24 protein-coding genes and 2 pseudogenes are annotated in these 24,924 nt (G+C 40.4%); 4 read left to right on the top strand and 22 right to left on the bottom strand.

Going from position 1 to position 24,924, the window contains the following annotated elements:
- The first annotated feature begins 78 nt into the window (after positions 1 to 78).
- Positions 79 to 1,511, top strand: a pseudogene (locus IGJ28_RS07695) (helix-turn-helix domain-containing protein).
- Positions 1,512 to 1,786: 275 nt separating this feature from the next.
- Here the strand turns inward: IGJ28_RS07695 and IGJ28_RS07690 are convergent.
- Positions 1,787 to 2,764 (bottom strand): choloylglycine hydrolase family protein, encoded by a 978-nt coding sequence (locus IGJ28_RS07690; protein WP_252712355.1) that lies wholly within the window; start codon positions 2,762 to 2,764, stop codon positions 1,787 to 1,789.
- Between the two features lie 254 nt (positions 2,765 to 3,018).
- Here IGJ28_RS07690 and IGJ28_RS07685 point away from each other — a divergent pair, with 254 nt between their 5' ends.
- Complete coding sequence (locus IGJ28_RS07685; protein WP_252712356.1) at positions 3,019 to 4,119, top strand: mandelate racemase/muconate lactonizing enzyme family protein; 1,101 nt, start codon at positions 3,019 to 3,021, stop codon at positions 4,117 to 4,119.
- A 65-nt stretch (positions 4,120 to 4,184) separates the two neighbouring features.
- Here the strand turns inward: IGJ28_RS07685 and IGJ28_RS07680 are convergent, their stop codons facing one another.
- On the bottom strand, positions 4,185 to 5,603 hold the full coding sequence (locus tag IGJ28_RS07680) for a glycoside hydrolase family 1 protein (protein WP_113850069.1): 1,419 nt from the start codon (positions 5,601 to 5,603) through the stop codon (positions 4,185 to 4,187).
- Positions 5,604 to 5,616: 13 nt separating this feature from the next.
- Positions 5,617 to 6,921 (bottom strand): PTS sugar transporter subunit IIC, encoded by a 1,305-nt coding sequence (locus tag IGJ28_RS07675; protein WP_003127739.1) that lies wholly within the window; start codon positions 6,919 to 6,921, stop codon positions 5,617 to 5,619.
- Between the two features lie 187 nt (positions 6,922 to 7,108).
- On the opposite strand from IGJ28_RS07675, the gene IGJ28_RS07670 reads away from it, so the two are divergent.
- Positions 7,109 to 7,810, top strand: a complete 702-nt coding sequence (locus IGJ28_RS07670; protein WP_003127738.1) for a GntR family transcriptional regulator — start codon at positions 7,109 to 7,111, stop codon at positions 7,808 to 7,810.
- A gap of 138 nt (positions 7,811 to 7,948) precedes the next feature.
- Here the strand turns inward: IGJ28_RS07670 and IGJ28_RS07665 are convergent, their stop codons facing one another.
- Together IGJ28_RS07665 and IGJ28_RS07660 are read right to left on the bottom strand one after the other, a co-directional pair.
- Complete coding sequence (locus IGJ28_RS07665; RefSeq protein ID WP_003127735.1) at positions 7,949 to 8,833, bottom strand: C40 family peptidase; 885 nt, start codon at positions 8,831 to 8,833, stop codon at positions 7,949 to 7,951.
- Between the two features lie 56 nt (positions 8,834 to 8,889).
- Positions 8,890 to 10,545, bottom strand: a complete 1,656-nt coding sequence (locus IGJ28_RS07660) for a peptide ABC transporter substrate-binding protein (RefSeq protein WP_252712357.1) — start codon at positions 10,543 to 10,545, stop codon at positions 8,890 to 8,892.
- A gap of 310 nt (positions 10,546 to 10,855) precedes the next feature.
- Between IGJ28_RS07660 and IGJ28_RS07655 the strand changes: the two genes are divergently transcribed.
- Positions 10,856 to 11,200, top strand: a complete 345-nt coding sequence (locus tag IGJ28_RS07655; protein ID WP_081131300.1) for an antibiotic biosynthesis monooxygenase family protein — start codon at positions 10,856 to 10,858, stop codon at positions 11,198 to 11,200.
- 114 nt (positions 11,201 to 11,314) lie between these two features.
- Here IGJ28_RS07655 and IGJ28_RS07650 read toward each other — a convergent pair whose 3' ends face one another.
- The 17 genes and pseudogenes from IGJ28_RS07650 to IGJ28_RS07570 form a co-directional block, all read right to left on the bottom strand.
- Complete coding sequence (locus IGJ28_RS07650; RefSeq protein WP_021149512.1) at positions 11,315 to 11,647, bottom strand: hypothetical protein; 333 nt, start codon at positions 11,645 to 11,647, stop codon at positions 11,315 to 11,317.
- Positions 11,648 to 11,656: 9 nt separating this feature from the next.
- Entirely contained in the window at positions 11,657 to 12,079 is a 423-nt protein-coding gene (locus IGJ28_RS07645) for a hypothetical protein (protein WP_252712358.1), read from the bottom strand.
- Between the two features lie 295 nt (positions 12,080 to 12,374).
- A complete protein-coding gene (locus tag IGJ28_RS07640) occupies positions 12,375 to 12,602 on the bottom strand; it encodes a hypothetical protein (protein WP_021149510.1) in 228 nt (75 codons plus the stop codon).
- Between the two features lie 238 nt (positions 12,603 to 12,840).
- Complete coding sequence (locus tag IGJ28_RS07635) at positions 12,841 to 13,302, bottom strand: GAF domain-containing protein (protein ID WP_005471961.1); 462 nt, start codon at positions 13,300 to 13,302, stop codon at positions 12,841 to 12,843.
- Positions 13,303 to 13,486: 184 nt separating this feature from the next.
- Entirely contained in the window at positions 13,487 to 14,125 is a 639-nt protein-coding gene (locus tag IGJ28_RS07630) for an NAD(P)H-binding protein (RefSeq protein WP_003127726.1), read from the bottom strand.
- A gap of 130 nt (positions 14,126 to 14,255) precedes the next feature.
- Positions 14,256 to 14,681, bottom strand: a complete 426-nt coding sequence (locus IGJ28_RS07625; protein WP_438845317.1) for an Rrf2 family transcriptional regulator — start codon at positions 14,679 to 14,681, stop codon at positions 14,256 to 14,258.
- Positions 14,682 to 14,863: 182 nt separating this feature from the next.
- A pseudogene (locus IGJ28_RS07620) lies at positions 14,864 to 15,267 on the bottom strand (PTS sugar transporter subunit IIA).
- A gap of 22 nt (positions 15,268 to 15,289) precedes the next feature.
- Complete coding sequence (locus IGJ28_RS07615; RefSeq protein ID WP_252712360.1) at positions 15,290 to 16,096, bottom strand: PTS system mannose/fructose/sorbose family transporter subunit IID; 807 nt, start codon at positions 16,094 to 16,096, stop codon at positions 15,290 to 15,292.
- A complete protein-coding gene (locus IGJ28_RS07610) occupies positions 16,086 to 16,973 on the bottom strand; it encodes a PTS mannose/fructose/sorbose/N-acetylgalactosamine transporter subunit IIC (RefSeq protein ID WP_252712361.1) in 888 nt (295 codons plus the stop codon). Before IGJ28_RS07610 ends, IGJ28_RS07615 begins: the two co-directional genes overlap by 11 nt.
- A 10-nt stretch (positions 16,974 to 16,983) precedes the next feature.
- Positions 16,984 to 17,463: a PTS system mannose/fructose/N-acetylgalactosamine-transporter subunit IIB gene (locus tag IGJ28_RS07605; protein ID WP_003127719.1), complete on the bottom strand. Its 480-nt coding sequence runs from the start codon at positions 17,461 to 17,463 to the stop codon at positions 16,984 to 16,986.
- The gene (locus IGJ28_RS07600; RefSeq protein ID WP_252712362.1) at positions 17,460 to 19,241 is read right to left on the bottom strand and encodes a glycoside hydrolase family 35 protein; all 1,782 of its coding nucleotides are present in this window, start codon (positions 19,239 to 19,241) and stop codon (positions 17,460 to 17,462) included. The genes IGJ28_RS07605 and IGJ28_RS07600 overlap by 4 nt, the downstream gene beginning before the upstream one ends.
- A gap of 46 nt (positions 19,242 to 19,287) precedes the next feature.
- Positions 19,288 to 20,283, bottom strand: a complete 996-nt coding sequence (gene lacD, locus IGJ28_RS07595) for a tagatose-bisphosphate aldolase (protein ID WP_252712363.1) — start codon at positions 20,281 to 20,283, stop codon at positions 19,288 to 19,290.
- Positions 20,284 to 20,298: 15 nt separating this feature from the next.
- Positions 20,299 to 21,468: an SIS domain-containing protein gene (locus IGJ28_RS07590; protein ID WP_103301288.1), complete on the bottom strand. Its 1,170-nt coding sequence runs from the start codon at positions 21,466 to 21,468 to the stop codon at positions 20,299 to 20,301.
- 15 nt (positions 21,469 to 21,483) lie between these two features.
- Positions 21,484 to 22,218, bottom strand: coding sequence for a GntR family transcriptional regulator (locus IGJ28_RS07585; protein WP_438845316.1), 735 nt, complete (start codon positions 22,216 to 22,218; stop codon positions 21,484 to 21,486).
- 394 nt (positions 22,219 to 22,612) lie between these two features.
- Complete coding sequence (locus IGJ28_RS07580) at positions 22,613 to 22,747, bottom strand: hypothetical protein (RefSeq protein WP_260279286.1); 135 nt, start codon at positions 22,745 to 22,747, stop codon at positions 22,613 to 22,615.
- A 123-nt stretch (positions 22,748 to 22,870) separates the two neighbouring features.
- Positions 22,871 to 23,572, bottom strand: coding sequence for a hypothetical protein (locus tag IGJ28_RS07575; protein WP_156232654.1), 702 nt, complete (start codon positions 23,570 to 23,572; stop codon positions 22,871 to 22,873).
- 157 nt (positions 23,573 to 23,729) lie between these two features.
- Positions 23,730 to 24,569 (bottom strand): MBL fold metallo-hydrolase, encoded by an 840-nt coding sequence (locus IGJ28_RS07570; protein ID WP_005471944.1) that lies wholly within the window; start codon positions 24,567 to 24,569, stop codon positions 23,730 to 23,732.
- Between the last annotated feature and the right edge of the window lie 355 nt (positions 24,570 to 24,924).

Below are 24,924 nucleotides of genomic sequence, written 5' to 3'. Positions count from 1 at the left end.
CAAGCGGTTTCATTATTGAGATTGCGTTATTGTTTCGTTGATTGTTTTATTAAAGTAAAGGACTTGGGAGGAAATGAAATGATTAGGTTTTTGGAGAAAAATTATCGGAAGATGGAAGAAATCATTCGTGTGTTATCCATTTCTGATAAGTGGATGACTAAAAAAGAACTTGCAAGACACATTGGTAGCAGCGAATCAACGTTTATCCGATATATTGAAGAGATCAAGCAACGCTGGGGAAATGTTTTAACCATCAAAACATCGCATAAATTAGGGTATCGTCTAGAGAATTTCAATGCTACATTGTATCTTCAAATACTCACAGATATGGCGAGAACTTCAACAACGACACAACTCCTTCATGAATTTATTCAACAGCCAGGCAAAACGATCGATTATTATTGTGAGGCAATCAATATCAGTCGATCATCTTTTGCACGAAAACTAAAACATTGCAATAAAGTGTTGGCTGCCTATTCACTTCGGGTCATTGTGGATCGCGGGTATCAGTTAACGAGTCAGGACGATGAGCTGTCTCTGCGGATATTTACGACCTACTTTTTTTTGATGTATTATGGCCATTGTGATTTGCCTTATCACTTTGATAAACAAGAACTAAAACAAGTGATGCGGCGCAATCACTGCATTTTGAATAGTATCAGCTTGGACAACAGCTATGAACATGACTTTTTCATTATGTATTTTATCGTTGATTTGTTAAGAGAGAGTCAAGGATTTCGGCAACGCCCTATCACCAAGATAGCCGTGAAAGCAAAAATCAGTAATGAAGACTATTCATTGATTAAACGCCATTTGAGTGGTATTAGTTTAGAGTCTTGCCAAACAGTCATTGACTACTTTCAAAAAGGGGCTTTCCAGCAATTTTATTCAGAGAATAGATCTGTGATCAGTGAGAAGATACGTGACAATTTGACCTTCAATACTTTTCTGCAGTTGGAACAAATCACAGACGAGGTCGGCGACTTCGTTGTACACTTGCTGACTTGTCTTTATTCCTATGCGCAATTACTGCCCTTTGATACGACAGAGCTGACACAGCGTGCCACTTTTTTTACAAGACATATCAAATTTACACAGCGTCAATTGTATGCACGACTCAAAGCAGAACTGCATTTTTTTCTGAATTGTTGGAAACGAATCTGATCAGTTATTTGTCTTCTTATGTATTCTGGTTATTGACTTCTTTTCCGGAGATCAATCAGACTTTGGTGTCAAAAAAGATCTTAGTGATCAGCGATATGGGGATCAATCACAGTCAATACATCAGTTACTATGTTCAAGATATTCTTGATCTGCATAAAATTCGTTCAGATATCCTGCCCATCAATGGTGAGCAATTAGGTAACTATGACTTGGAATCCTTTGATTTGATCATCACGAATCAGCCGATTTCTGAAACAAAAGTTCCCAGTGTTGTTATCAATGACGCCTTACTATTTTCAAATAAAAAAAAATTACTGGACTTATTGTATTTCAAAGATTTTTTTTAATATCTGAAAGTAAAAAAATTATTTCTTGTTTTCTTCTCGTAGTTTCAATGAACGATTATCATAAGAATACGCTTTTCCTTTGAACCGTTTTTTTCAGCATCAGAATAGATAAACTCCCCAGCTACCTACTACAAAAATTTCGACGGCAAATCACACGAAAAAAAGATCTGCGGTAATGACACACCGCGGATCTCTTAATTGGAGAGATGACTCTTCGTTAAACTAAGTTATTTTCTGCTTATCTATCTTTGCATCGACCGTTGTGTGGCCGATTATTACACCATCGTTTTTGTTGTGAAACTCTTGGAAACCGCAAAAATCCGGGGCTGTTTCAATTGTAACCACTCTTTCTTCAATTGCAATGAAAAAACTTCTTGGGTTTCATAAGGATTGAAATAGTAAGTACCATTTGTCACATTATAGACCACTCGATACTGAGTATACTCAGATTGACCATTATCTTCGACCATCAGTCCTTTGGGGATCGTGGCATTATTTAAGAGATGGAACATGGCATTGACTGTTTCTTCGGCAGTCTCTCCTACATTCACAAACTGTTTGTGATAAACGGTTCGAACAAATCGTTCAGGGGAAGTCAATCCGCCCGGTAAAATAGATGTTCCATTTCCAAGACCAAAGGGGAGCACCTCTACTCCATTGACTGTTGCGGGAGGAAAATTAACAGGTCTCGCAGCTAAATAGTTGCCAATATTTTTTACATGCCACTCCAATTCTGGACTGTTAGTCATCACGCCGATTGGATTTTCTTTTATTTCGATAAAACCACGATTGGTTTCAATGACAACACATCTTCCGGTAGTATCCGTTACAATAAAATGCAATGGGACTGTGATACCTAGTAGCGCCGTTTCTATCTGTACTAGATTGATCCTGCTGATTTTTTGGTACAAATCAGGGATGTCTGCTACGTTTCCTAATACCCAATGTAACAATTCATGGGGTGCAAGGTTTATTTTCTCCGCTGTGTATTCGCAATAAACAGCTTCATTCGAAAAGTAGAGTTCAGCAATCGTTAGTCCCTTCTCATTGACCCCATCAATAAAAAGAAATTCTTCTAACTGTTTGCCCGTTCCAACAAAGCCATAGGTATTGGTGACCTGTCCCCCTAGTTGTAAAGACCATTGATACCCCCGTGGCATGACGATTGGTTCGCCGTCTAGCAAAAATGCAAAGTCCATCGTCCGAGCAAAAAAAGTCTGTCCATGAGCAGTCAGCGTGAAACTTGTACACATATGTGTGATCTCCTTTTTGTTCATCATAGCTTGGGTTGCACAGAAGTTCAACTATTTCAGCGTGTTCCCACCAAGAAATTTGACTCCTTTTCAGATCGGAATCACTTGGTTAAAGGTCGCTGGAAAAACAGGATTATTACAATAATAGAAAGAGATTGACAACTCAAACTACAAATGAAACCGCTTGAATTCTTACCACGTGGATGTTAAGATAATAATGCACACGTTAACATTATTGGAAAAGGAGGAATTTTATGTCCACGATCACAGAAATCCAAACTTCCTACTATCGGATTCCCTTACCAGAATTAATGGAAGATGCCAAACACGGATTACACACTCACTTTGAGGTGCCAATCGTCAAAGTTCGCACGGATGATGGTAGAGAAGGTATCGGTTATACGTATACGGGTGGTTTTGGAGGAGAGTCGATCGCTAAATTGATCGACAAAGAACTGAAACATATCCTGCTAGGAAAAGATCCTGCTTGTGTGGAAGCTCTTTGGGAACAGATGAATTGGGGCATCCATTACATTGCCCGAGGTGGTCTAGCAAGCTTTGCCATTGCCGCCTGTGATATTGCCCTTTGGGATCTGCGCGCAAAAAAAGCACGAGAACCATTATATAAACTTTTGGGAGGACACAGCAATAAAGTAAACTGCTATGGCGGTGCCATTGACTTGAATTTTCCATTAGAAAAATTATTAGCCAACAATCAAAAATATTTGGATATGGGATTACGGGCTGTCAAAATCAAGTTAGGGCAAGCAACACTGGCGGAAGATATCGCCCGCATCAAAGCCGTTCGTAAATTGATCGGTCCCGATATTACCTTTATGGTGGATGCCAATATGAGCTGGTCCGTTGAACAAGCCGTCAAAGCCGCTAAATTGATGGCGCCTTTTGATATTCTCTTTTTGGAAGAGCCAACGATTCCCGAAGACTACGAAGGATATGCTCGAATCGCTAAAGAAGGTCAAATAGCAATTGCTGGCGGAGAAAATTTACGAACACCAATTGAATTTGCTCATATGTTATCTTATGGTCAAGTCGATTTTCCTCAACCGGATGCCTCGAATTGTGGAGGGATCACTGGCTGGCTGAAAATTGCGGCATTGACACAGTTGCATAATGTCAGTATCTCGACTCACGGCATGCAAGAGCTTCATGTCAGTCTGCTGGCTGCCATGCCTAATGCCGGATACCTAGAGATGCATAGTTTCCCGATCGATCAATACACCACTCGCCCTCTGATGATTGATCCAGAGGATGGAATGGCTATCGCGCCAGAAGAACCGGGAATTGGTGTGACCTTTGACTGGGACAAATTAGCCCCTCATCAATTGGATTTTTAAGCAATATACACAAGGAGCTGTGACAAAAGATTTGTCACAGCTTCTCTAATCTTAATGTACTTAGTTTAAAGAATAAGCGGCAATTCCTCATAGGACAAGCGACGTTCATCAATTAATTCTCGATACCAATAGGCTGATTTTTTCAAAGAACGGGTACGGGCAGCATTTCTTTCGATCCGCACCAGCCCATAACGGTTTTTAAAGGCATTCATCGGTGAGATACAGTCGGTAAAAGCCCAGAGCATATAACCCTCGCAATTCGCCCCTTCTTCCACTGCTTTTAAAAGCCAATAAAGATGTTGGGAAATGAATTGGATCCGATAGTCATCTACTACCTGACCATTCTCATCCATGAACGCCTCTTCATTCTCCCGACCCATGCCATTTTCTGTGATCAGCCAAGGAATGTTGCCGTAATTTTCTTTGAGGTAGTTTGCCATGTCATACATGACTTTCGGATAGATTTCCCACCCTCTAGAACGATTCATTTGTTTGCCGGGAAGATCAAAGTTCTCATAGAATCGCTCCGGATGAAACGGTGTTTCAGCATTCCACTGATAATAAGGTGCCCGCACACGCTTTGGATAGTATTGATTGATTCCTAAAAAATCAACCGTATGTTGTTGGATCACTTCTAAGTCTTCTTTTGCAGGATCAAAATAAATATCATGCTCTTTACATAATGCAATCAGTTCTTCGGGATAAATGCCTTTAATCATCGGATCAAAAAAGACTCGGTTGAAGAAAAGATCGTACATTTTTTTCGCTTGCTGATCTTCTATCGAAGAAGAACGAGCATACACCATTTCAGGATTCAATACGCAGCCGATTCTGCCTTGATAGCCTTTTTCATGATATGTTTTTATCGCTAATGCAGAAGCTAATGTTTTATGATAATTCCATTGCATCCATTTCTTCGTATTTTGTTCATGGGGCCAGCGAATCGCATCAAGATAGCAACGGGTCTGGATCACGATAGGTTCATTGAAAGTGAACCAGTGCTTGACCCGATCACCATAACGTTCAAAGGCGATTGCTGCATACTTGCTATACAATTCGACAACATACCGAGAACTCCAGCCATCATACGTGTCTAATAAGTAGGCAGGCAATTCATAGTGTTCCAGACACAACATGGGTTCTACTCCTGCAGCAATCAATGCATTGATCACCGCATCGATATGGGCTGCATATTCTTCATCGACGATCAACTTCTCATAGTCGGTAAAAAAGCGTGCCCAATTGATGGATGTGCGATAATGTGTCAGATGAATCTCTTTCATCAGCTCAATGTCTTCACCATACTGTTCCATGAAGTTCGTTGCAACGGCCGGTCCATAGCCTTCATGCCAGACAAAACGCTCTTGTTGATACCATTGATCCAAGAAAGAATCCTGACCCGCTTTTTTTCCTTGCCAGCCTTCTGTCTGCCAAGCAGAAGAAGCGGCCCCTAAGATAAATGTTTCTGGTATTTCAATTAACATAAGCCTCTCCTTTTTATGCCACTTCGTTCGTTGAACGATTCATTACGATAACGAATGGCAAATAAATAATGATCGATAATAAAATACAGATGATTTGTGTGACCACTGCACCGATGTCTCCTGCTGTAGCTAAGTAGGCATTGACGATTGGCGGCATTGGCCACGGTACCATCACAACCGCTTTTGCTGCAAAACCGATGGATGTAGCAATATAACCCACCGTGCCGGTAATAATCGGGGTCAGAATAAATGGAATTGCCAAGATCGGGTTCAGCATGATCGGCATACCGAAAATAACAGGTTCATTGATATTGAAAATGCCTGGTGCTAAGGACAGCTTCGTGATTTGACGCATATCTTCACGCTTGCCTGCAATCAAGATAGCAATCAGCAAGCCAATGGTGACACCTGATCCTCCCATACTCATATACATATCCCAGAATGGCATCGTAATGATGTTAGGCACTTCTTTTCCTGCCTCAAAGGCTTCTGTATTCACGGCGATAGCCGCTAGCAGTAATGGTTCACGAATTGGTTTGACCATCTGATTGCCGTGGATACCAATGACCCAGAAAACTTGTGCAATAAACATCAACAACAAGATACCAGGCAGACCTTGTACTATCCCTTCTAATGGTTTTTGCACAATATTATAAATGATATCGTAAGCATACATTCCTGTGATGGCTTTGATAGCAAAGCCAACTGTCGCAATGATCGTTACTGTTAATATTGTAGGGAAAAGCGCCGAGAAACTTGCTGAGACATTGGCAGGAACACTTTCCGGCATCTTGATTTGCAATCTTTTTTGGCGGCAAAGCCAGGCATAAAGTTCAATTGATAGGATTGCCACGAACATGCCCAAGAATAAACCTTTCGTATCTGTATATTGTTTCGCTAAAACATTCTCGGCAATAACAGTAGCATCTTCATGTAAGAATTCAAAAACCATCGGATTGACCGATAAGTAAGACATCACTGCAATGATCCCAGGGAAAACACCATCGATTTTGTTCAGTTTTGCCAGTTCGATCCCAATTAAAAAAACAGCATAAATCGTTAGAAAACTAAGTGTTACATAACTGACTGCCGAAGAGATCGGCTTTAGATTTTCTAAAAAGCTGAGCGCATCAATTTTTGCTAAGCCGTTCTCCGAATCAAAAACCATTGCTGAAAATAAGGTCCCAAAGGCACCTGTGATAATGACTGGTATCAAAGCGGCAAAAGCGTTCTTAATTACCATGATGTACCGCCAACTATTGATTCTCGTAGCAACTTTACCTAAGCCATTTGCCAATCGATCCATAAACCCTTCCATTTTTACTCCTCCTAGCTCCTCTATGATTAACCAAAATAAACAAACCAAATGCAACCGATTACAATCTCAATTTACTGGATTTTTTTCATTCTGTAAATCGTCGAAAGAAGCAAAAAGCTGAGTATGTAAACGTCGAGGTTTACATACTCAGCAAAATCGATTATGCTTCAAAAAAGGAGGAAATGATTTGGCTTACTATCATGATATTGCAGCAGATATTCGTACACAAATCAGTCATGGAAAGTATGAGAAGAATCAGAAGCTGCCTAAACAAACTGAATTAGCCATTACGTATAAAACTAGCCGAGTAACCATTCAAAAGGCGTTGAATTTGTTGCAAGTAGAGGGAATCATCTATGCCAAAAAAGGCACTGGCACTTTTGTCAGTGAAGCCTATTCTACCTTCGATTATAACGCCCGAGTGAACCGCGGATTAACCAAGCGCTTAGGAAAGACTGGCAAACTCACAAGCAGAATCATTTCCTTTGATACGCTTTTGGCTGATGAGCAAGAACAAACAAAATTGAGACTTGGTAAAGAAGATCGAATCTATGATATTGTTCGTTTGCGATTATTGGATGACGTCCCGGTCGCGCTGGAATATACCATTATGCCAGTCGCAGTGATTCCCGGCATCACCGAAGAGGTTCTCAAAGCTTCCGTTTATGAATACATTTCCAATACATTGCACTTACCGATTGGCACATCGATTCGAAGGATCAAAGCCGACCGTCCAGATATCTATGACCAGCAGCATTTGATTTGTTCCCCCAATGACCCCATTTTAGAAGTCGAGCAAACGGTTTACTTAGAAAATGGGATACCTTTTGAATTTTCACAATCCCGGCATCGATACGATATGGGTGACTTTATTGTCGCTAATAACTGATCTCTTTTTTTGATCGGTCAAAAAGCCCGCCATTTCTTGCTGCATTCTGCAAAAATGGTGGGCTTTCCTCGGTTACTGCTATTTTTTTGTTTCTATCACTTGCGATTTCTACCTCATTCTTTCTTATTGCGGCTGTTTCTAGTCGATATACCGAGTGACAACTGCCAATTCCGGCTCATAAGCAGAACCAGTGATCTTTGTTTTCATGACTTTGGAGCCTGGGGTCTGTGAGTGGATCATCTCGTCTGCACCTAAATAAAGACCGACGTGATGGACTTTTCCTTTTCCCTCTTCATATGCGAACAACAATAGATCACCTGGCTGCGCCTGTTCATAAGATCGCTGTACACCCGCTTGCGCTTGTTCAATGGTATCCCGAGGAATCAAAATACCATTGACCCGATGCAAACTATACATAAACCCTGAGCAGTCAAAGCCACTGCTGCTGATCCCTGCCCATACATAAGGCAAATCCAGAAATTGTTCTGCCATCTCGATCAACTGTCGGGGAGTTGTTGAGTTTCCTTGATCGATTCGTTGGGCTTGTGTTTTAGAAATTTCAGCTGGTCCTTCAGGTGTCATCACATGATACCACTCAGCGTCCTCAAAAAGCCAATCCAGCAGTGTTCCGAAAGAAAGGATTCTTTGATGATCTTTGAATTGCAGGACAGCAGTTGGTTTGATTACTGCTACCTTCTGATTTTTCCCCAATCCATATTTCTCGTCTATGACAGTCAATACGTTGCTAGGAACATACCCTGGGTAGCCTCGGGGATTTTTATTACTTGCTTGGTCTAAGACAATGATTTCTGCCCATTCTTCTTTTTCTTGAACGACTTCGACAACGGTCCCATAAAGAATCTCTGAATCAACCAAGTCCTCTTCATAGAGAGTCATTGCATCTGCTGCTGATAAAAACGAATGGACTGCTTCTAAAGGTTGCGCATTGATTTTTGTTAAAACTGCATTTTGCTGCGGCTGTTTCCATAAAAAAGTCATAGCTGCTTGGACTGCTTTTTTCACTAGGTTCTCCTTTGCTGATTTATTGATCATTCTCTTCTAACTTACTGCTTGTTTCTTTACTCTAGGGAAACATTCTTGTAGTCATAGGCTGCACCGACACTATGGACCACTAAGCCTTTGATTTTAGGGGAACGTAAATGAGCCTCTGCGCTTTGAAATAATGGAATCACGCCCAATTTTTCATTCAAAATCTGCTCAGCTTCCACCATATTTTGCCAACGTGCTTGAGGATCGTTGGCATATGCATCGGATGCTTCTGAAATCAAGTTATCATAGGTATCATCTAACCATTTTCCGCGATTGTATGAACTATCTTTTTTGAAAAGTTCCAAGAAATTGATCGGATCTGCATAATCACCGATCCAATTGTTCATGACCATTTCGAAATCTCCGCTATTGGAACGATCTAATCGCACAGAAAAAGGAACATTAGTCACTTCTACAGTCAATCCTTCAAGGGTCTGTTGAAGCGTTCCTTGAATGTATTCGGCTAATTTCTTTGATTGATCGGTATCTGAGGTGAGTAATTCAAAGGTGAGGGTATCTTTTCTTAGTTCGGATTTTGCTTGCTCCCACAATTTCTTGGCTTGTTCTTCATCATAAGGCAGCGAAGTCCCTGCATCTTTAACAAAATCTGTTTTCGTTTCAGGATTAAAGGCTAGATCAGAAGGAACAAATCCAACAGCTGGAAGTGACCCATTACCTAAAATCTGATCAACGATTTGCTGACGATTAAGGCTATAGGAAATTGCTTGCCGCAACTTTTCATTCCGAAACGGTGAGTCCTCCGCTGCTTGATTCATTTCTAAATACTGGGTCGTCGCGCTCGGTTGAACAACATAATCCTTGTGATTTACATTTTGCATCGCCAGTTCCCCACTCAATGTGATGTCATCTGCTTGCCCGCTTTCATACAAATTATAGCTAGTTGAAGATTCTTTGACGACATCAAACTGAACTCCGGATAACTTCACTGACTCTGCATCCCAATACTCAGGATTTTTCTTGAGTGTCCATTGAATATCTGTACCTGGACCATCATAATCCTCCAATGTGAAAGGACCATTGTAGACTGCATTCGCACTTGTTAAGGCATATTGATCCCCATGTTCTTGAACAACCGCTTCACTCTGCGGGAAAAAAGTAGGAAAAGCGAGTAAAGATTTAAAATAAGGCGTTGCTTTTTCCAATGTAATCTTCAATTCATGACTCGTGACGGCTTCGATCCCTAGTTCACTTTTATCCTTCGTTCCATCGGAAATAGCTGCAGCATTTTTGACTGGTGCTAGCATGTAGGCATAGTTGGAGGCGGTAGCAGGATCAACCGTTCGTTGCCAGCTAAAGACATAATCCTCTGCTGTGACAGGTTCCCCATTGGACCATTTGGCATCTTCTCGTAATTTGATCGTGTACACCACCCCATCTTCACTGACCATTGCGTCTTCACTCGCACCGGCAATCACGGGTTCATTGTTTTCATCGAGGCGATAAAGTCCTTCATAGGCATTGTTCAAGGTAATAAAACTGTAAGAATCGGTTGCTAACGACAAATCGGCGCTCCCCATTTCAGCAGAAAACTGAACATTCAGCATTGGCTGATTGGCATTTGCTGACTTGGTTGAATCTGTGGTTTTCGATGACGGCTGTTGACAGGCTGCTAGAAAAAAGCTATAAACGATGAGTGATCCGATAACTCTTGCTTTGGTTGTCATTCTTGACGCCTCCTATTTTTCAGATAATTCTAAAAATTCTGTTTTGTTAAGTGAAGTTTACCGTGATTCGAATCTTTCTGTCAAATTCCCTTACTTGAAAGAATCTTCAAAGATACCTAGAGAAAGGTCCTATGGAGAGATCTTTCCTAGCTGTTCTTAGGTAGGAAAGAAACATCTTTTTTCACTAAGCAAGTATTTTCTAAGAAAAATACCGACCTAATTGACAATCATTCTCAATTACAGCTATACTAATTGGAAAATGATGATGCAAAGTCAAATCGTGCATTTACCACAAAAAGGAGTGTTGGTCATGTATATCAAAACTGTGACATTTGAAGTTTTAGCAGAAGCAAAAGAAACATTTTCAGAAAAGATCCGCAAAGATATCGCCTCGATGAAAACGTTTGAAGGCTGTCTCCAATCTGAATGTTGGATCAACGAAAAAAAAGCATCAGTCGATTTTCAACTCGTCTCAAAATGGCAAGAAAAGAAACATTTCCAAGCCTGGCTAAAGCGGCCCGAACACTTGCAAAAACACCGTGAAGCTTATCGTGCAGAAAAAGAAGGAAACGGAAAACCTTCCGTAGTAATAAACAAGAGTGGACAAGATTATTCCTTATTTGACGACTCACTTGTATCTTTCAGCAAGAACTGAGTTGAAACTTATTTCAAGAAAGTTCAGCTAAAAAAGAAGGGCAGCGCTTGCCGATGAGAATCCATTTCATCTGACAAGCGTTGTCCTTCGACTGCGTATCGCGTATTTGTCGTGTCAGCCCACCACGGTTAGTTCGTGGAGTGTCTGCCCGGATGGGTCTTTTAACTGCAACCAACCATTGGTCCCTCCGTAGTAAAGAAACAGACCAACCTCATTGACACTTTTTAAAATAACTTCTTCTATCGTGCAATGATCCTTAATCGCTGCTTGATGATCTTGGCGGATTTTTTCTCCTAAGCGAGCAGAAAATCCCAAGGAACCGTCTTTATTATATGGAATTTCTTCGGCTAATTTTGCCCCTTTTTCGATTCGCATTTCATTGCGCTTTTGCCAATAAACAGTTGCCTGACTTCCTTGATAGTCAATATAGAAAGGTCGATCCTGCAATTCTTTTTTTCATTGATGCCTTGCTTTTGTTTTTTTCACTGGATCAAGGGAAGTGGTATTTTGGTAATAGCCAAGTTTATCTAACAATAAGTCAAAATTTTTTGCGCAAGTTGCAATGAGCTCACTTTGCTCACCTGGGATCGCTTCACTTTTTTTCTTCAACAAACCATACTTCTCCTGATAATAATGTGCAAGGTAAGGTGCCTGGATTTCCCAGCTAGGAGTAATACTAATGATTCGATCATGGGGCTGAGTCAAGTCCAGCAATGTATCCGTTGTAATAGCTGTTACCGCATGATTCTTAACAAGAAAAAACACAGTATTATCAAGCTGTGTCACACGATCATGATCTGCAATTTGTAATAAACCTTGTTCATTGGGAAGCTTAAACAGTAACTCCTCTTCTTCTAAGATCACTAATTCAGCTCTCATAACATTCTCCTCCAGGCGTACGATTTTAATTTATTGTACCATCATTAAGTCTTTATTGAAATTTATTGGCCGCCTAACAGTTTATCGCAGCATACAAAAAACGATGATAGCAGAAAATAGGAGCCGTAACTATTAGGCAAGTATTCTGCCCTTGAAAGTTACTGTCCCAGACAGCAAAGGATACTCTTTGCTGAAAAAATTTGGCTAACATCGTAAACATTATTGATTAAATTGTTATTTTTAATTGTTGAGCTCATTATTTTCCTGTTTTTAAACAATAAGCTTCTGTCTTTTTTTAACTAAAAAAACATTCGACTAAAGCTGGTCCATAGATTTCATTATACCGAGCAACGACTCTTCCACATCGTTCCTCGATTTCATCATGATCAATGCCATCATATCTTACGACACTCATCACCACACAATTTTCCATTTTTCGGATTACCTCACCGATGATCCTCCTTTGCATACCTACCGGTTTACATTCATACGCTTTTCCTAAAACAATGTTATCACAATTCATAATTTCCACCTTCAAATTTAATTTTTCTAATTATGTTATCATAATATCATCGTTTTTTAATAATTAAAAGTAATACGCATTGATTCGCACAAAAAACCAGTACAGACAAAAAAACCAAACGAATAGAAGTTGCCTCAGAAACAAGCCGGCAATTCAGCAACTTCAAGAACTAAAGTTGCGCTTTCTATCGTTTGGGTATTTCTTTTGTACCAGCGAACACGATTCGCTGCTCGTTTTATCAATTACGCCGTGCAGCTACTAGCGAAGCGGCAAATTTTTCTAAGAAAAGTTGATCGATCTCGTCATAACTACTTGTTTTCGAACTATCGATATCTAATACTCCGATCAGTTGGTCATTGTCCAGCATTGGCACAACGATTTCTGACATTGCTGCCGAGTCACAAGATATGTAGTTCTCATGTTCTTTGACATTATCGACGATCATAGTCTTTTTCTCAGCAGCGGACTCCCCGCAGACCCCTTTTCCTAACTGGATGCGGGTACAAGACACGCGACCTTGGAAAGGACCTAGAATCAATTCGCCTTCTTGAAACAGATAATAGCCGGCAAAGACCGTATCTGGTAACGTTTCATTCAGCAATGCGGAAGAATTAGCCAGATTCGCTAACCAGTTACTCTCCGCTTCTAACAATCCTTTTAACTGAAGGAGCATCAGCTCGTATGCTTCTTTTTTCTCCATATCCATCACCTCTGCTATTGATTATAAGCAACTCGCAGAGTTTTGTCTTGGTAGAATTCTTGAATTTCGAAAACTCTTTCTTCTAAAATGGTTTCTTTCCTGTTTTCTTGGAAGAAACATTATGAAAGCATTACTGTTCTTTCCGCTCCTTTGCTCCTCAAGACCATCCCGATCGTCAAAAAAATCAGGCATCAATAACTGTAAATCTTGTTTGTTGATATTGAGGGACTTCTAACTCATCCAAAATAGCTTTTGCCAATGTTCCGCTAGATGTGACAGATTGTCCGGCATCATTTTGAAGCAAGTGATCTTTTCCTAAAATAGCCGGTTTAGCTTCCCCAGCTTGGAAAAGGTTCCCTGGAGAAATTCCTACCCAATCAACATTTTTAACAGTTAATAAAAAATTGTACTCGTCTAATTGATTTTCTGGAATCGCGATCCAGCTTTCACTATCAGGTGCTTTTTTCAAGTCATTAACATTCAAGTCGCCAGCATCATTCAGTAAACTACCCGCCCCTAAAATGAAGAACAATCTAGTTTTCTTTCCACGGAAAAGATGGATCAAACGGGCTGCTAAGTCGACATGTAGATAGGCTTGATCAGGGCTAGTAGCAAACGCATCAATGATAGCATCAAAACCTTCCAACTCGCCTCTTTTCAATTCAAACGCGTCTTTGGTTATTGTTTTGACAGAATTCCCAAACATTTCCTTTGCTTTTTCTTCATTGCGTACGATAGCTACGACTTCATGTCCTCGTGCACTTGCTTCCCGATAAATCGCTGAACCAGCATTTCCTGTTGCACCAATAATTCCAATTTTCATTGCTCTCTTCCTTTCATCTTTAAACTTGTACATGTAGAAAAATACATGTAACTTTTAAAGTTACATGTTGATTATAAAAAGAAAGCTCCTTTTCGTCAAGCATTTGCTTTTGAAACGGAGCTGTCTCTCTTCATTTTTCAGCAGCCACATTGAGTTTATCTATGATATCTGCTAGTGTGATCTGTTGCATCCCTAACTCAATTTTTTTTTGCAGACGCTCATAGGTCTCATCTAGAACTTCCTGAATGCTACCGCCAATCAAACAATTAGGATTGGTTTTTTTGTCAATATGCAACAATCGTTGGTCCTTTTCAACACTTGAATAAATGTCTAGCAAAGTGATCTCTTCGGGTTTTTTTAGTAATTTAGGTTCAGCTTTTCCCCGTTGACTCTCAATCAAGCCAGCTGTTCGCAAATCACTCATGATTCGGCGGACATAGGCTGGATTGGTCTCGACACTTTGAGCAATTCGATCACTGGATAGATCGGTTCCCTTCAACATTTCAATATAGGCCAGAATATGAATGGCATCGCTGTATTTCGTTGAGTACTTCATCCCTTTGATGTCCCTTCAAAAATATACTTTTAGTTATCATACCTTTTTTTAGGGAATTGTTCAAAGAGTTGGGGCTTTTCAGCGCTTTTTGTCGTTTGGTTAAGGCAAATAGGTGATAGGTAAGAAGTACAGCTAATGCCGGTTTTTCTTTGCTGATCAACTTCTAATGTCTTTGCCTCTGCTTAATCTTCTTCAAAATCTGCTAATGCAGTGAGAAGCGTGTTGACATGTTGGATATTCTCTTTACCAAATTGTTCATAATCCAATGGATCTCCTGTCAATGTGCGGTTGAGGAAGCCAATCACCATCGGCATATTCATTCCTGCATACAGCTCAAATGTCGCACCTTCCATGATTAACCGAGAAGCCGCATTGCATGGGGTTCCTCCTAGCAGATCAGCAAAGACCACAGGGTTTTGACTGTCAGCGATGACAGCTGCTAGTTTTTGGCGAAAATCATCGGCACCTTCTTCTGGTAATAATGGGACTGTCTGGATCTCTGACTGAGGCCCCATGATCATTTCTGTACTTTTTTCAATTCTTCACAAAACCGGCCATGACTAATCAAGACTAATTGCTTTTCCATCAACTTCCTACCTACTTTCCATCTACTTCGAAATAACTCCTAACGCCGACAGTGCCACACTGACGATCAATACGACGAAAATTGCTTTGGTTGATGTCATGTTTTTCTTTCCTAACATCCAATAGACAATCCCGACAATAGCTGCTGGTAAGAGCCGCGGCAAAATCATATCAATATTGTTTTGCATATTCAATGTGACCTCACCAATACTTGGTGCCCAAGCAAATTTTACATTGACCATTGTTGCCACTAATGCTCCTACCATAAAAACACCCAGTAATGTCGCTGCATCTGTTAATGCTGTTAAGCGGCTTTGCATGGTTGTCACAAGGGAAATACCTTCTTTATAAGCAAATTCCAGTTGTTTCCAACGAAAGATCATGACTACGATTTGTGCAACGATCCAGATAAAGATGCCGATCGGATTTCCATTGATGGCCATATTCGCAGCCAATGCACCAAAAATCGTTGGCACTAGGGCTGCGAAAATCGAATCACCGATCGCTGCGAAAGGTCCCATCAACCCGGCTTTCAACCCTGAAATGGTATCTTTTGCCTGAAATCCCTCTTTTTCTTCGATCGCTAGATCAATCCCCGTGATAATGGTATTGAAGAAATTTGATGTATTAAAAAACTGCGTATGCGTTTTCATCATTTCTTTTAATTCAGGGGTGTTGTCCCCATAGATTTTACGTAGTTGCGGCAAAATGGTGTACAAGTAACCTGAGCCTTGCATCCGTTCATAGTTCCATCCTAGTTGGAAACCAAATAGGCTGCGCCGATTGATTTGTTGGAAGTCTTTTTTCGTTAATTTAACATTAGATTTCATCGTCTTCAATCTCTCCTTCCGAATGCTGCTCGTTTTGTGCGGTATTATTTGCTGGACGTGCTTGTCCATTTTTGTAGCTGATAGCGGCAAATGCGAAACCAATTAGTGCGATTGCCAACATTGGTAATGCGTTGAAGGTACCGCTGAAATCTTTTACAACACTTGCTACACTGCTGCCCAATAGTTGGATATTGCTAAATACCGTTGTTAATAATGCTGTCAAAACAAAGCCTAAAATAAGATAAGGAAAATGTTTTTTTACTGGTAAATAACGAAGTAAAATTGCAAAACCTACAGCTGGTAAGACTGCTCCGGCAACGGATAATCCATCGCCTAACCACTTTAAATCACCATTCAAATAACTAACAACGTTTTCGACTAATCCGCCACCGAAAGCCAACGCGAGAAATACAGGAACAAGTCGTGATAGCGCCCACGGTGCTGCGCCCAACAAAAAGTTTCGTTCGATGGCTTTGAAATTCATATTTTCCACGTGGGTATCGATTCTATGAGCAAAATACGTATTCGCAAAACGAGCTAAAATATCTAATTGAATCATCAAACTAGCTACCGGTACAGCAATTGCAGCAATTGCCTGTTCTGGATCCATTCCTAATGCAACAGAGAATGCCGTGGCCAAAACCGTTCCCGAATTGGCGTCGATCCGCGAAGCACCGCCAAAAGTTCCTACACCAAGGACTGTCAGTTGCATACTACCACCAATCAATAAACCGGTTGTGATATCTCCCATCACTAACCCTGAAAAAAGACCAGCAAAAACGGGCGCACTCATTGAAGAATAGATCTGTAATTCATCTAGAATCTGATAACCTGCATATAATGATAATAATAAAATTTGCCACCAATGAATTTCCATATTGATTCTCCTATCTTTCTAAAAGGCTCATAAAGTTTTCAGCTTTATCGCTAGGGACCATTTGTGCAAAAAGTTTCACACCTTTGCTAGCAAGTTCTTTGAAATCAGCAATATCTGCGGGAACAACATTGATTGACTTGGTAATAGACTTTGTTTCAGCTGTTTGGGACATGTTTCCAACATTTATTTCAGTGATCGGCACACCTAATTCCACTAGTTTGAGCAAACGGTCAGGTTTTTTAGCAACAATCAACAACCGTTGAGAATCATATCTTCCAGCCAAAATATTGGCAGCTGCTTTCTCAATCGGCAAGATACTTAACTTGACCCCTGCAGGCGTTGCTAATTTCAAGCCACTCTTTTCGATTGGATTTTCTGCTACATCGTCGTCCACAACCATAATTCGGCTAATATTCAGCTTGGTCGTCCATAAGTTTGCCACTTGTCCATGAATCAATCGTCCATCAATACGTACACCAATAATACTCATACTTTTTTCGCCTCCATCGTTTTATAAACCGGTTCTTTTCTCAAATGTACTTCTTTTGCAAAGCAGCCCTCCGTTTCAAAAATAATGATTGTATTTTCCCCGTGATTCAAAAATCCGCTTGGTACGTACAATGATAAAATGGGGCCCACTTCCCAAAAGCGTCCAACAGTGACATTGTTGACCAGAACAACTCCTTTGCCGAATCCTGTCAAATCAATAAAAGTATCTCTTTTTTCCTCTAGCACAAAGGAATAACGATAAAACCCGGGTTGTTCTGGATGCCAGTCCCGCGTAAAATCAATTGCTGATGACTTACTGAAGTCTAGCCAGTAATGAGTCCAGTTGGTCACAAAGTGCAGATCAGCCATCACACCTCTACAAATCCCTTTTCGCTGGGTCTCTGCTGTCAGCTTATGTCCATAGTTGACTCGCCCCATATTTTCTACTAGAATATCCAATTGATTTTCTTCTGCCGCTTGCTTAATCAATAAGTCTTCACCAATTTCTCCTTGATATTGCGTTGCAAGGAATGTTTCATTCAAGAAAATCTGGGCACGATCATTTCCATCAATGATCCGGAGCTTTTCTGTTTCCGCGTCCCGCCGTTTCTTCGTGCGGTACAACAAATAGCCATAAGGATGGTCCAATTGTTCCATCGTTTGCGGATAAACCGTCTTGACCGGCTGACTGATTTGATCGATAACAGAAAACAAACTGACTTTATCTTGTAGTTGAAGTTCCATTGATAGAGATGTTTTGCTGCGCGGTTCGTGCTGTTCATATTCTGGAAAATGTTCTTTTAGCATTTTCTGCAATGCGTAATACTTTGCTGTCGGATTCCCTTGCTCATCCAATGGTGCATCGTAGTCATAGGAAGTGACCTGCGGTAAATCGACTGCGCCTCTAGCCGAACAACCATTCATAAATCCAAAATTAGTTCCCCCGTGAAACATATATAAATTGACACTACCGATTTCCAAAGCTTCTTTGACTGATTCAGCGAGATCATCTGGGTCTCTCCGAATAATTGGTTCATTCCAGCGATTGAACCAGCCATCCCAGAATTCCATACACATCAAAGGCCATTTTTTGTTGTGCTGATCAAAAAAATCCTGCATCGCTGCAAAGTTTTCTTTTGCCCGGGAACCAAAATTCCCTGTGACCAATACATCGTCTTCAATCAAGCTGCCAGCTCGTAAAGCGGCTTGCCAAGGACCATCCGAAGTAAATAAAGGCATATCAATGCCACGGTTTATCAGCATTTCTTTGATAGCTCTCAAATAAGCTTTTTCTTCACCATATGACCCATATTCGTTTTCCACTTGGATCATTAGAATGTTCCCTCCATGACTCAACTGGTAGGGAATGATTTTTGGAAGTAATACATCGTAGTATTCCGCCACATGCGCTAAATAGCTCGGATCACATGCTCTTAATCGTCCAGACTCCTTTAGTAGCCAAGCAGGTAACCCGCCGAATTCCCATTCGGCGCATATATATGGAGAAGGTCGCAGGATGACATACAGACCAAGCTCTTGTGCCAAGGACAAAAAATGCTCTAAATCAAGAATGCCTTCAAACTGAAATAACCCTTTATGCGGTTCGTGCAAATTCCAAGGCACATAGGTTTCGACGGTATTAAATCCAAGCGCTTTCAAATTATAAAGAGAGTGCCCCCAATCATCCGGATGGACCCGAAAATAATGAATCGCACCAGATAGTAGTTTAAAAGGAGAACCATTCATTAAAAACTCTTCTTTTATTTCAAACGTAGCCATGTTCTGCTCCCATTCATTAGTAGTCAGCTTTGCAAGGTGAATTGCTCTATTGGACTGGCTGTACTACTTTCTCATGCCACGAAACGGCAGTTTCTCTTATCACTTCATTCAATTGACGAATGTTTTGTGTCCCTTGTTCTGTCAGCCATTCTAAAGTTGCCGCTTCTCCTTTTTCAACAAAAGGAGCGACTGCATCTTTCCAAGTTGCTCTGCCACAGAGTACACCGTTGAATCGTGCCCCAGCATCTTTGGCAAAACGCAATGTTTCCATGAATAATGCCGCTGAGACCCCAGCACTTAAGAAGATATATGGCAAATCTGTTGCGTCGCTTTGTTCTTTAAAATAAGCGGCAGCTTCTTGACGTGTATAGGCGATCTCCCCTGTTGCACCCCCTTCAACAAATGACATGTTTACTGGTACTTCAACCTTTAAGACATCTACTTTATACTGGGTTTTCGAGAATTCTTTCATCATTTCGATCACTTTGCGCGGCTTTGCTTTGGCATAGGAAAGCGATTTCGTGTCTACATTTTTAGCATCATATGACAATAACTCTAAATAAAATGGCAGTCCTTCAGCCATGCATTCGCTTCCAATTCGTTCAACAAAAACTTGCTTGTGAAAATTGATTTCCTCTTCTTCATCGCAATCGTAATACAGCAAAAATTTCACCGCATCAGCACCTGATTCTTTAAGCCGAATAACTGAACAATCCGGAAGTAAATCAGGAAAGCGACCAGGAACGGTTTGATCGTAACCGGTTTTCTCATATGCTAGCAAAAGACCGCTCTCTGCTGCACGTTTTTGTGCAGCAGGCAACCCATATTCTGGATCCAATAAAATGGCTGAGGCATAGGGCGTCAATTCTTGTGAAATCAGGGTTTTAAACCGCTCAATCGTTTCTTTCGTCGCTTCCATCCCTAAAGCTGACATCATTTTCTTCAGTGCACCACGCTGATCAATCGCCAGGGCGGTAATAATGCCCTGCGGCGTCGATAAACGTTCCATTGCTTGTCTTTTATTTTCGGACCATTCTAACATGCTTCACACTCTTTCCTAATTTTCATATGGATAAATCGTTACACCTTTGACCACACGATTGACTGTTCCACTTGGCGATGGTGTATCTGGTGTATTACCAACCTTCACCGAACAAAGTAATGCGATCGTTTGGGCTACCATGATATCTGCTAAAGCAAGATAGCCATCCGGCAGTAACGAATCTGCAGCTAATTCAAAGGAATCACCACTAAACAATGAACCCTTTTGACCAATTCCAACAACGCGTTGGGCAATACCGTCATTTTTGATTTCGTCCAGCATATCTACATCGTATTTCTGCGTATATGAGTCATTGCTGACAAACAGGAAAACCAATGTTTGCTCATTGACAAAAGATTTGGGACCATGTCTGAATCCTAAAGATGTATCAAAAACGGTTGCGATTTTTCCAGCAGTCAACTCGAGAACTTTCAATTGCGCTTCTCTAGTCAATCCGCCTAAGCTTCCCGAACCTAAGTAAATGATGCGATGAAAGTCTGATGCCAGATACCCTTGGATCTCTGATTCTCGTTGGATGACTTCTTCTCCTAGTCGGCTTAATTGATGAACATATCTTTCTTTTTGCTGATTGCTTGCTTGATCAAAAATAAGTAGCGCAGTCAGCGTCATACAGCTGAAACTGCTTGTCATAGCAAAACCAGCGTCATTGGCTTTGTTTGGCATTAGTAAAACTAGATTTTCTTTTTTTGCAGGCATTTGTGTAGCCAATAATCCGTCTGGTGCACAGGTGATCACGATATGATAGATCTTGTTGACCAGCTGATTGGCCATCTTAACTGCGGCTAGACTTTCTGGACTATTTCCACTACGGGCAAATGAGACCAAGATCGTTGTCTCATCAGGAATCAGGTATTCTTTTGGCGTAGCAACGATATCGGTCGAACCAATACTTTGAAAAATGAACTGATTCGTATTTCCTTGACTAGTAAGAAACGGAATTAGTGTATCCCCCACATATTGAGAGGTTCCGGCCCCTGTAAAAATGACGCGGATCGGTCGCTCTCCAGCATGTTGTTTCGCATCTGTAAACAAACGATCTAGATCTGCGACTGTTTCTTGATAACGGTCAAACGTCTCATGCCACAGTTCCGGTTGTTGTCGAATTTCTCGGGTAGTATTTTCTGCTCCTAGCTTTTGCAGTTCTTCTTTTGACAACATAAACATTTTCTTTCCTCCAATTCAGTTAGTGGAACGCAGATGCCTGATCTTATAATGAAACTTATCGGCCCGTGCCACACTTAATGTAAATTCAATCACTTCGTTCTCGAGATTATAGGTTGAGCGAACTAAATGGAGCACTGGTGATCCTTCTGGAATATTTAGCAGCTCACTATCTTCTTTCTGGGCAATACTGGCATAAAATTCTTCGTCAGCCGATCGTACCATTTGATTGAAATCTTCAGAAAACAAATCGTATAACGGTTTTATCGATAGCAGTTCCCGAGATAGTGTCATAAATAGCTTCACTGGCAAATAGGATTTCTCGATCATCATTGGCAGATCGTCGGCTAAACGCAAACGGTCTAACTGAAACAAAGGTTCACCTAATTGAACATTCATATGCCCCGCTAAATACTTGGTTGCTTCAATCTTCTTGAAGGCCAATATCTTGGTTTCAGGATGTTTGCCCATTGCCCGCATTTGTTCGGTAAAACTATATGCGCCAGCTAGATCAGTCGCATTTGTCCTTAATTCCGAAACAAAGGTTCTTTTTCCATGTTGTCGATAAATGTAGCCCATTTTTTCCAGTTCTTGCAATGCTAGTCGCACCGTCGTGCGACTAACGCCATAAAAACTGGTCAACTCTCTTTCTGATGGCAGCTTATCATGAGCGACCATACTGTTTTCGATTCGTTGTTTCAATATTTCTACCAGCTGATAATAAAGTGATTTTGATTGAAATGTATTTTGCATCGATGTCTCTCCTAACTGGTTATAACCACAATACAAGTATAGTAGTGGTATTTTTTATGAGTCAATACTAAGAACAGTTTTTTTTGTATTTTCATTTTTGGTCTTGTTAATATGATTGGTATCATTGACTTTAACAGGCATAAAAGAAAATGAAAAATGATTTTCCAACTATTTTCATTCAAGAACAACTTCTATTTTTTTCTTTTTCGCACTTCAACTGGTATCTTTTTTTTATTAGCTACACTCCTTCATCAGCAAGCGGTTTATCTCAGACTATCAAAAAAAGCGAATCGAGGAGATCAAATATAGGTCCTCAACTCGCTTATTAAACTGACGATAGCGTTATACGTGCTAGACGATTTCCAAGTGGCTCAAAGATAGCTCTCCACCCCTGTCATATGCGGTAATAATCATTTCTGAAGCTGAGAGATCCGTTATTTGCTGATAAGTTCACCCATTGTGAGAAGTAATTGGCAACAGAGATCCCTTTTTCAGTCAATCCCTTGAGATCCATCCATTCTTGCTTCATTCGACTATTGTGATATGATTGGCCATTGAATCAGCATGTTTCTGCCCCCTGCAATCCATTGAGCCGCAAGTAAAACAACCTGATCCACTTCTAAAAGATGATTATTCTTCCACAATAGCGTCTTTATCCTTCCCAGTTAATCGAATATAAGCTATTTAGAAATTCTTCCCATACTTCTTTTTTTATATCACTCTCTAAGACAAACTCAAAAACTTTTTCAATCTTTAAATTATCGTCATTTAGTCCTGCATACCATTTGTAATCAGGGGCCTCATTTTTCATACGATCCTCAAATAACTTTTCTATACATTTGTCAGTAAGAAAGTTATCTGTTTCTTGACTTGTTCGTTTGTAGAATTTCCATATATTGCCATTTGTATACAAAACTTTTTTAAACCATAGTATTTGTCCTAAGAGTTGGCCTAAATCTTGATTCAGTTCATTTCCTGGTTTTTTTGCTTTCTCAAATTCTGATATTAGATCGATTGATTCTAGATCTAATAGCTTCTCATCGACATTTTTTACTTCAACGCAGCCATAAATCAAATTTTTATTCGCTATATTTACACTTCCCCCGGCAAGATTATCTGAATTATCAAACCGTTCATCCAAGATGACAAAATCAGGAAATGAAGATAAGCCATAGAATATCTGACCTTTTGGACTCCTACTTCGCAAGCTTACATCTCTTAAAGATAGCCTAGACATATTTTTGCCAGCCTTAATCATTTCCGCAACTAGATGATATAGGTCATTTTCAATCCAGTTTTGTCTTTTAATCAGGTTTAATTCTCGCATATAGTATTCAAATTTCTGATTTCTCATGAAAAATCATTCCTCTTTATTTACTCATTTCTCTAGCACCTAAATCTCGCTGGACATCGTTTCCCACTTAACACGCTATTTTCATGATCTATTTTTATTGTTTGCCTCCCTTTTGAGTTGTTGACATTCAGTATTCATGAATTAATCGTCAGACGGATTAAAGATGGATCTCCAACCCGTCATATGCGGTAATGATCATTTCTGAAGCTGAGAGATCTGCCATCTCTTGATAGGTTCTCCCTCCATTGTGAGAGAAATGATTGGCGACAAAGATCGTCTTTTCAGTCGCTAACTTGCGATCCATCAGCTCCTGTTTCATTTGAATATTTTGCGACCAATTCATATGATTGGCCATCTGGTCAGCATTGGTCTGCCCCGTGCAATCCATTGATACACAATCAAAAATAAACTTATTTGCTTCTAAAAAAGCAAACATCTCTTCCGTCAAGTAGCCTGTATCGTGTCCATAGAGAAGTGTTTTGCCTGTTGGATCTTTGATGACATAGATAAAACAATCTTCGGCAAAATGACCATGTTGTGCCGGTAAAGAATACACTTCATAGCCATTGATCCATGTTTTTTGATACGCTTCCAAAAGATGATACGTCAGGCGTTGTTCATCGTAACGTCCTTCCAATTGGAACGCTCGGTCATAAAAACCTTTCACATAGGCATTGCCATAGACAGCCAATTGAGTCGTGATCCCATTGGCATATCCGGACATTCGATAAGCTAAATCTTCTCCGTAAAAATGATCTGAGTGCCAGTGGGTCAGCAATAATGCTTCGACGCGATTATAATCCACTCGACCACTCAATCGGTGCAGGTAACTGTCCCCAGGAAAATCGATCAAAAGCTTGCCATCATCCAACAACGCTTGCGTTTGGGTCCGAATCTCCCGGCCTTTTTTCTCCATCGCATGACGGCAGATCCTACAATTACAAAATATGGCTGGAACACGTTCTGCCGCAGCAGTACCCAAATAAGTGACTTTCATCCTCATCCCTCATTTCAATTTTTATCTTTGTTTAGGTATAGCATAATTTTTATCGACTTTCATGACTTTTTCGAGATTCTAATCAAACTTTTCTTCGGATTCAATCGAATCCTCAGTCAGAACAAAAGACAATTTTCGGGATACTGTTAAAAAACATGCAGCTACATGATCAGCCTTATTTACTTGCGCATAAGGTATTAAAGCAAATGATAGACCCCTCCTGACCAAAAGAAAAAAGCCCTTGAAAACAAGGGCTTTTGCTTCATCTGATAATAAATGATTAACGACGAATTTCTTTGATACTTGTGAAAAGTCTTTACAGTATTGATATAAAAGAATTTTTATTGCCTCTGAC

Origin of the sequence: Enterococcus sp. AZ091 (genome assembly GCF_051714805.1) — a bacterium.
Taxonomy (GTDB): domain Bacteria; phylum Bacillota; class Bacilli; order Lactobacillales; family Enterococcaceae; genus Enterococcus_D; species Enterococcus_D gallinarum.
Note: the sequence above shows the minus strand (reverse complement) of the source record. Positions and strands in the feature narration are given on the sequence as shown.

What these genes read in the sequence shown, in the direction of transcription:
- IGJ28_RS07690 (WP_252712355.1), bottom strand. Translation starts at nt 2,764, where the DNA reads ATGTGTACAAGTTTCACGCTGACTGCTCATGGACAGACTTTTTTTGCT.
- IGJ28_RS07685 (WP_252712356.1), top strand. Translation starts at nt 3,019, where the DNA reads ATGTCCACGATCACAGAAATCCAAACTTCCTACTATCGGATTCCCTTA.
- IGJ28_RS07680 (WP_113850069.1), bottom strand. Translation starts at nt 5,603, where the DNA reads ATGTTAATTGAAATACCAGAAACATTTATCTTAGGGGCCGCTTCTTCT.
- IGJ28_RS07675 (WP_003127739.1), bottom strand. Translation starts at nt 6,921, where the DNA reads ATGGAAGGGTTTATGGATCGATTGGCAAATGGCTTAGGTAAAGTTGCT.
- IGJ28_RS07660 (WP_252712357.1), bottom strand. Translation starts at nt 10,545, where the DNA reads ATGACAACCAAAGCAAGAGTTATCGGATCACTCATCGTTTATAGCTTT.
- IGJ28_RS07655 (WP_081131300.1), top strand. Translation starts at nt 10,856, where the DNA reads ATGTATATCAAAACTGTGACATTTGAAGTTTTAGCAGAAGCAAAAGAA.
- IGJ28_RS07645 (WP_252712358.1), bottom strand. Translation starts at nt 12,079, where the DNA reads ATGAGAGCTGAATTAGTGATCTTAGAAGAAGAGGAGTTACTGTTTAAG.
- IGJ28_RS07640 (WP_021149510.1), bottom strand. Translation starts at nt 12,602, where the DNA reads ATGAATTGTGATAACATTGTTTTAGGAAAAGCGTATGAATGTAAACCG.
- IGJ28_RS07635 (WP_005471961.1), bottom strand. Translation starts at nt 13,302, where the DNA reads ATGGAGAAAAAAGAAGCATACGAGCTGATGCTCCTTCAGTTAAAAGGA.
- IGJ28_RS07630 (WP_003127726.1), bottom strand. Translation starts at nt 14,125, where the DNA reads ATGAAAATTGGAATTATTGGTGCAACAGGAAATGCTGGTTCAGCGATT.
- IGJ28_RS07625 (WP_438845317.1), bottom strand. Translation starts at nt 14,681, where the DNA reads ATGAAGTACTCAACGAAATACAGCGATGCCATTCATATTCTGGCCTAT.
- IGJ28_RS07615 (WP_252712360.1), bottom strand. Translation starts at nt 16,096, where the DNA reads ATGAAATCTAATGTTAAATTAACGAAAAAAGACTTCCAACAAATCAAT.
- IGJ28_RS07610 (WP_252712361.1), bottom strand. Translation starts at nt 16,973, where the DNA reads ATGGAAATTCATTGGTGGCAAATTTTATTATTATCATTATATGCAGGT.
- IGJ28_RS07605 (WP_003127719.1), bottom strand. Translation starts at nt 17,463, where the DNA reads ATGAGTATTATTGGTGTACGTATTGATGGACGATTGATTCATGGACAA.
- IGJ28_RS07600 (WP_252712362.1), bottom strand. Translation starts at nt 19,241, where the DNA reads ATGGCTACGTTTGAAATAAAAGAAGAGTTTTTAATGAATGGTTCTCCT.
- lacD (WP_252712363.1), bottom strand. Translation starts at nt 20,283, where the DNA reads ATGTTAGAATGGTCCGAAAATAAAAGACAAGCAATGGAACGTTTATCG.
- IGJ28_RS07590 (WP_103301288.1), bottom strand. Translation starts at nt 21,468, where the DNA reads ATGTTTATGTTGTCAAAAGAAGAACTGCAAAAGCTAGGAGCAGAAAAT.
- IGJ28_RS07585 (WP_438845316.1), bottom strand. Translation starts at nt 22,218, where the DNA reads ATGCAAAATACATTTCAATCAAAATCACTTTATTATCAGCTGGTAGAA.
- IGJ28_RS07580 (WP_260279286.1), bottom strand. Translation starts at nt 22,747, where the DNA reads ATGAAGCAAGAATGGATGGATCTCAAGGGATTGACTGAAAAAGGGATC.
- IGJ28_RS07575 (WP_156232654.1), bottom strand. Translation starts at nt 23,572, where the DNA reads ATGAGAAATCAGAAATTTGAATACTATATGCGAGAATTAAACCTGATT.
- IGJ28_RS07570 (WP_005471944.1), bottom strand. Translation starts at nt 24,569, where the DNA reads ATGAAAGTCACTTATTTGGGTACTGCTGCGGCAGAACGTGTTCCAGCC.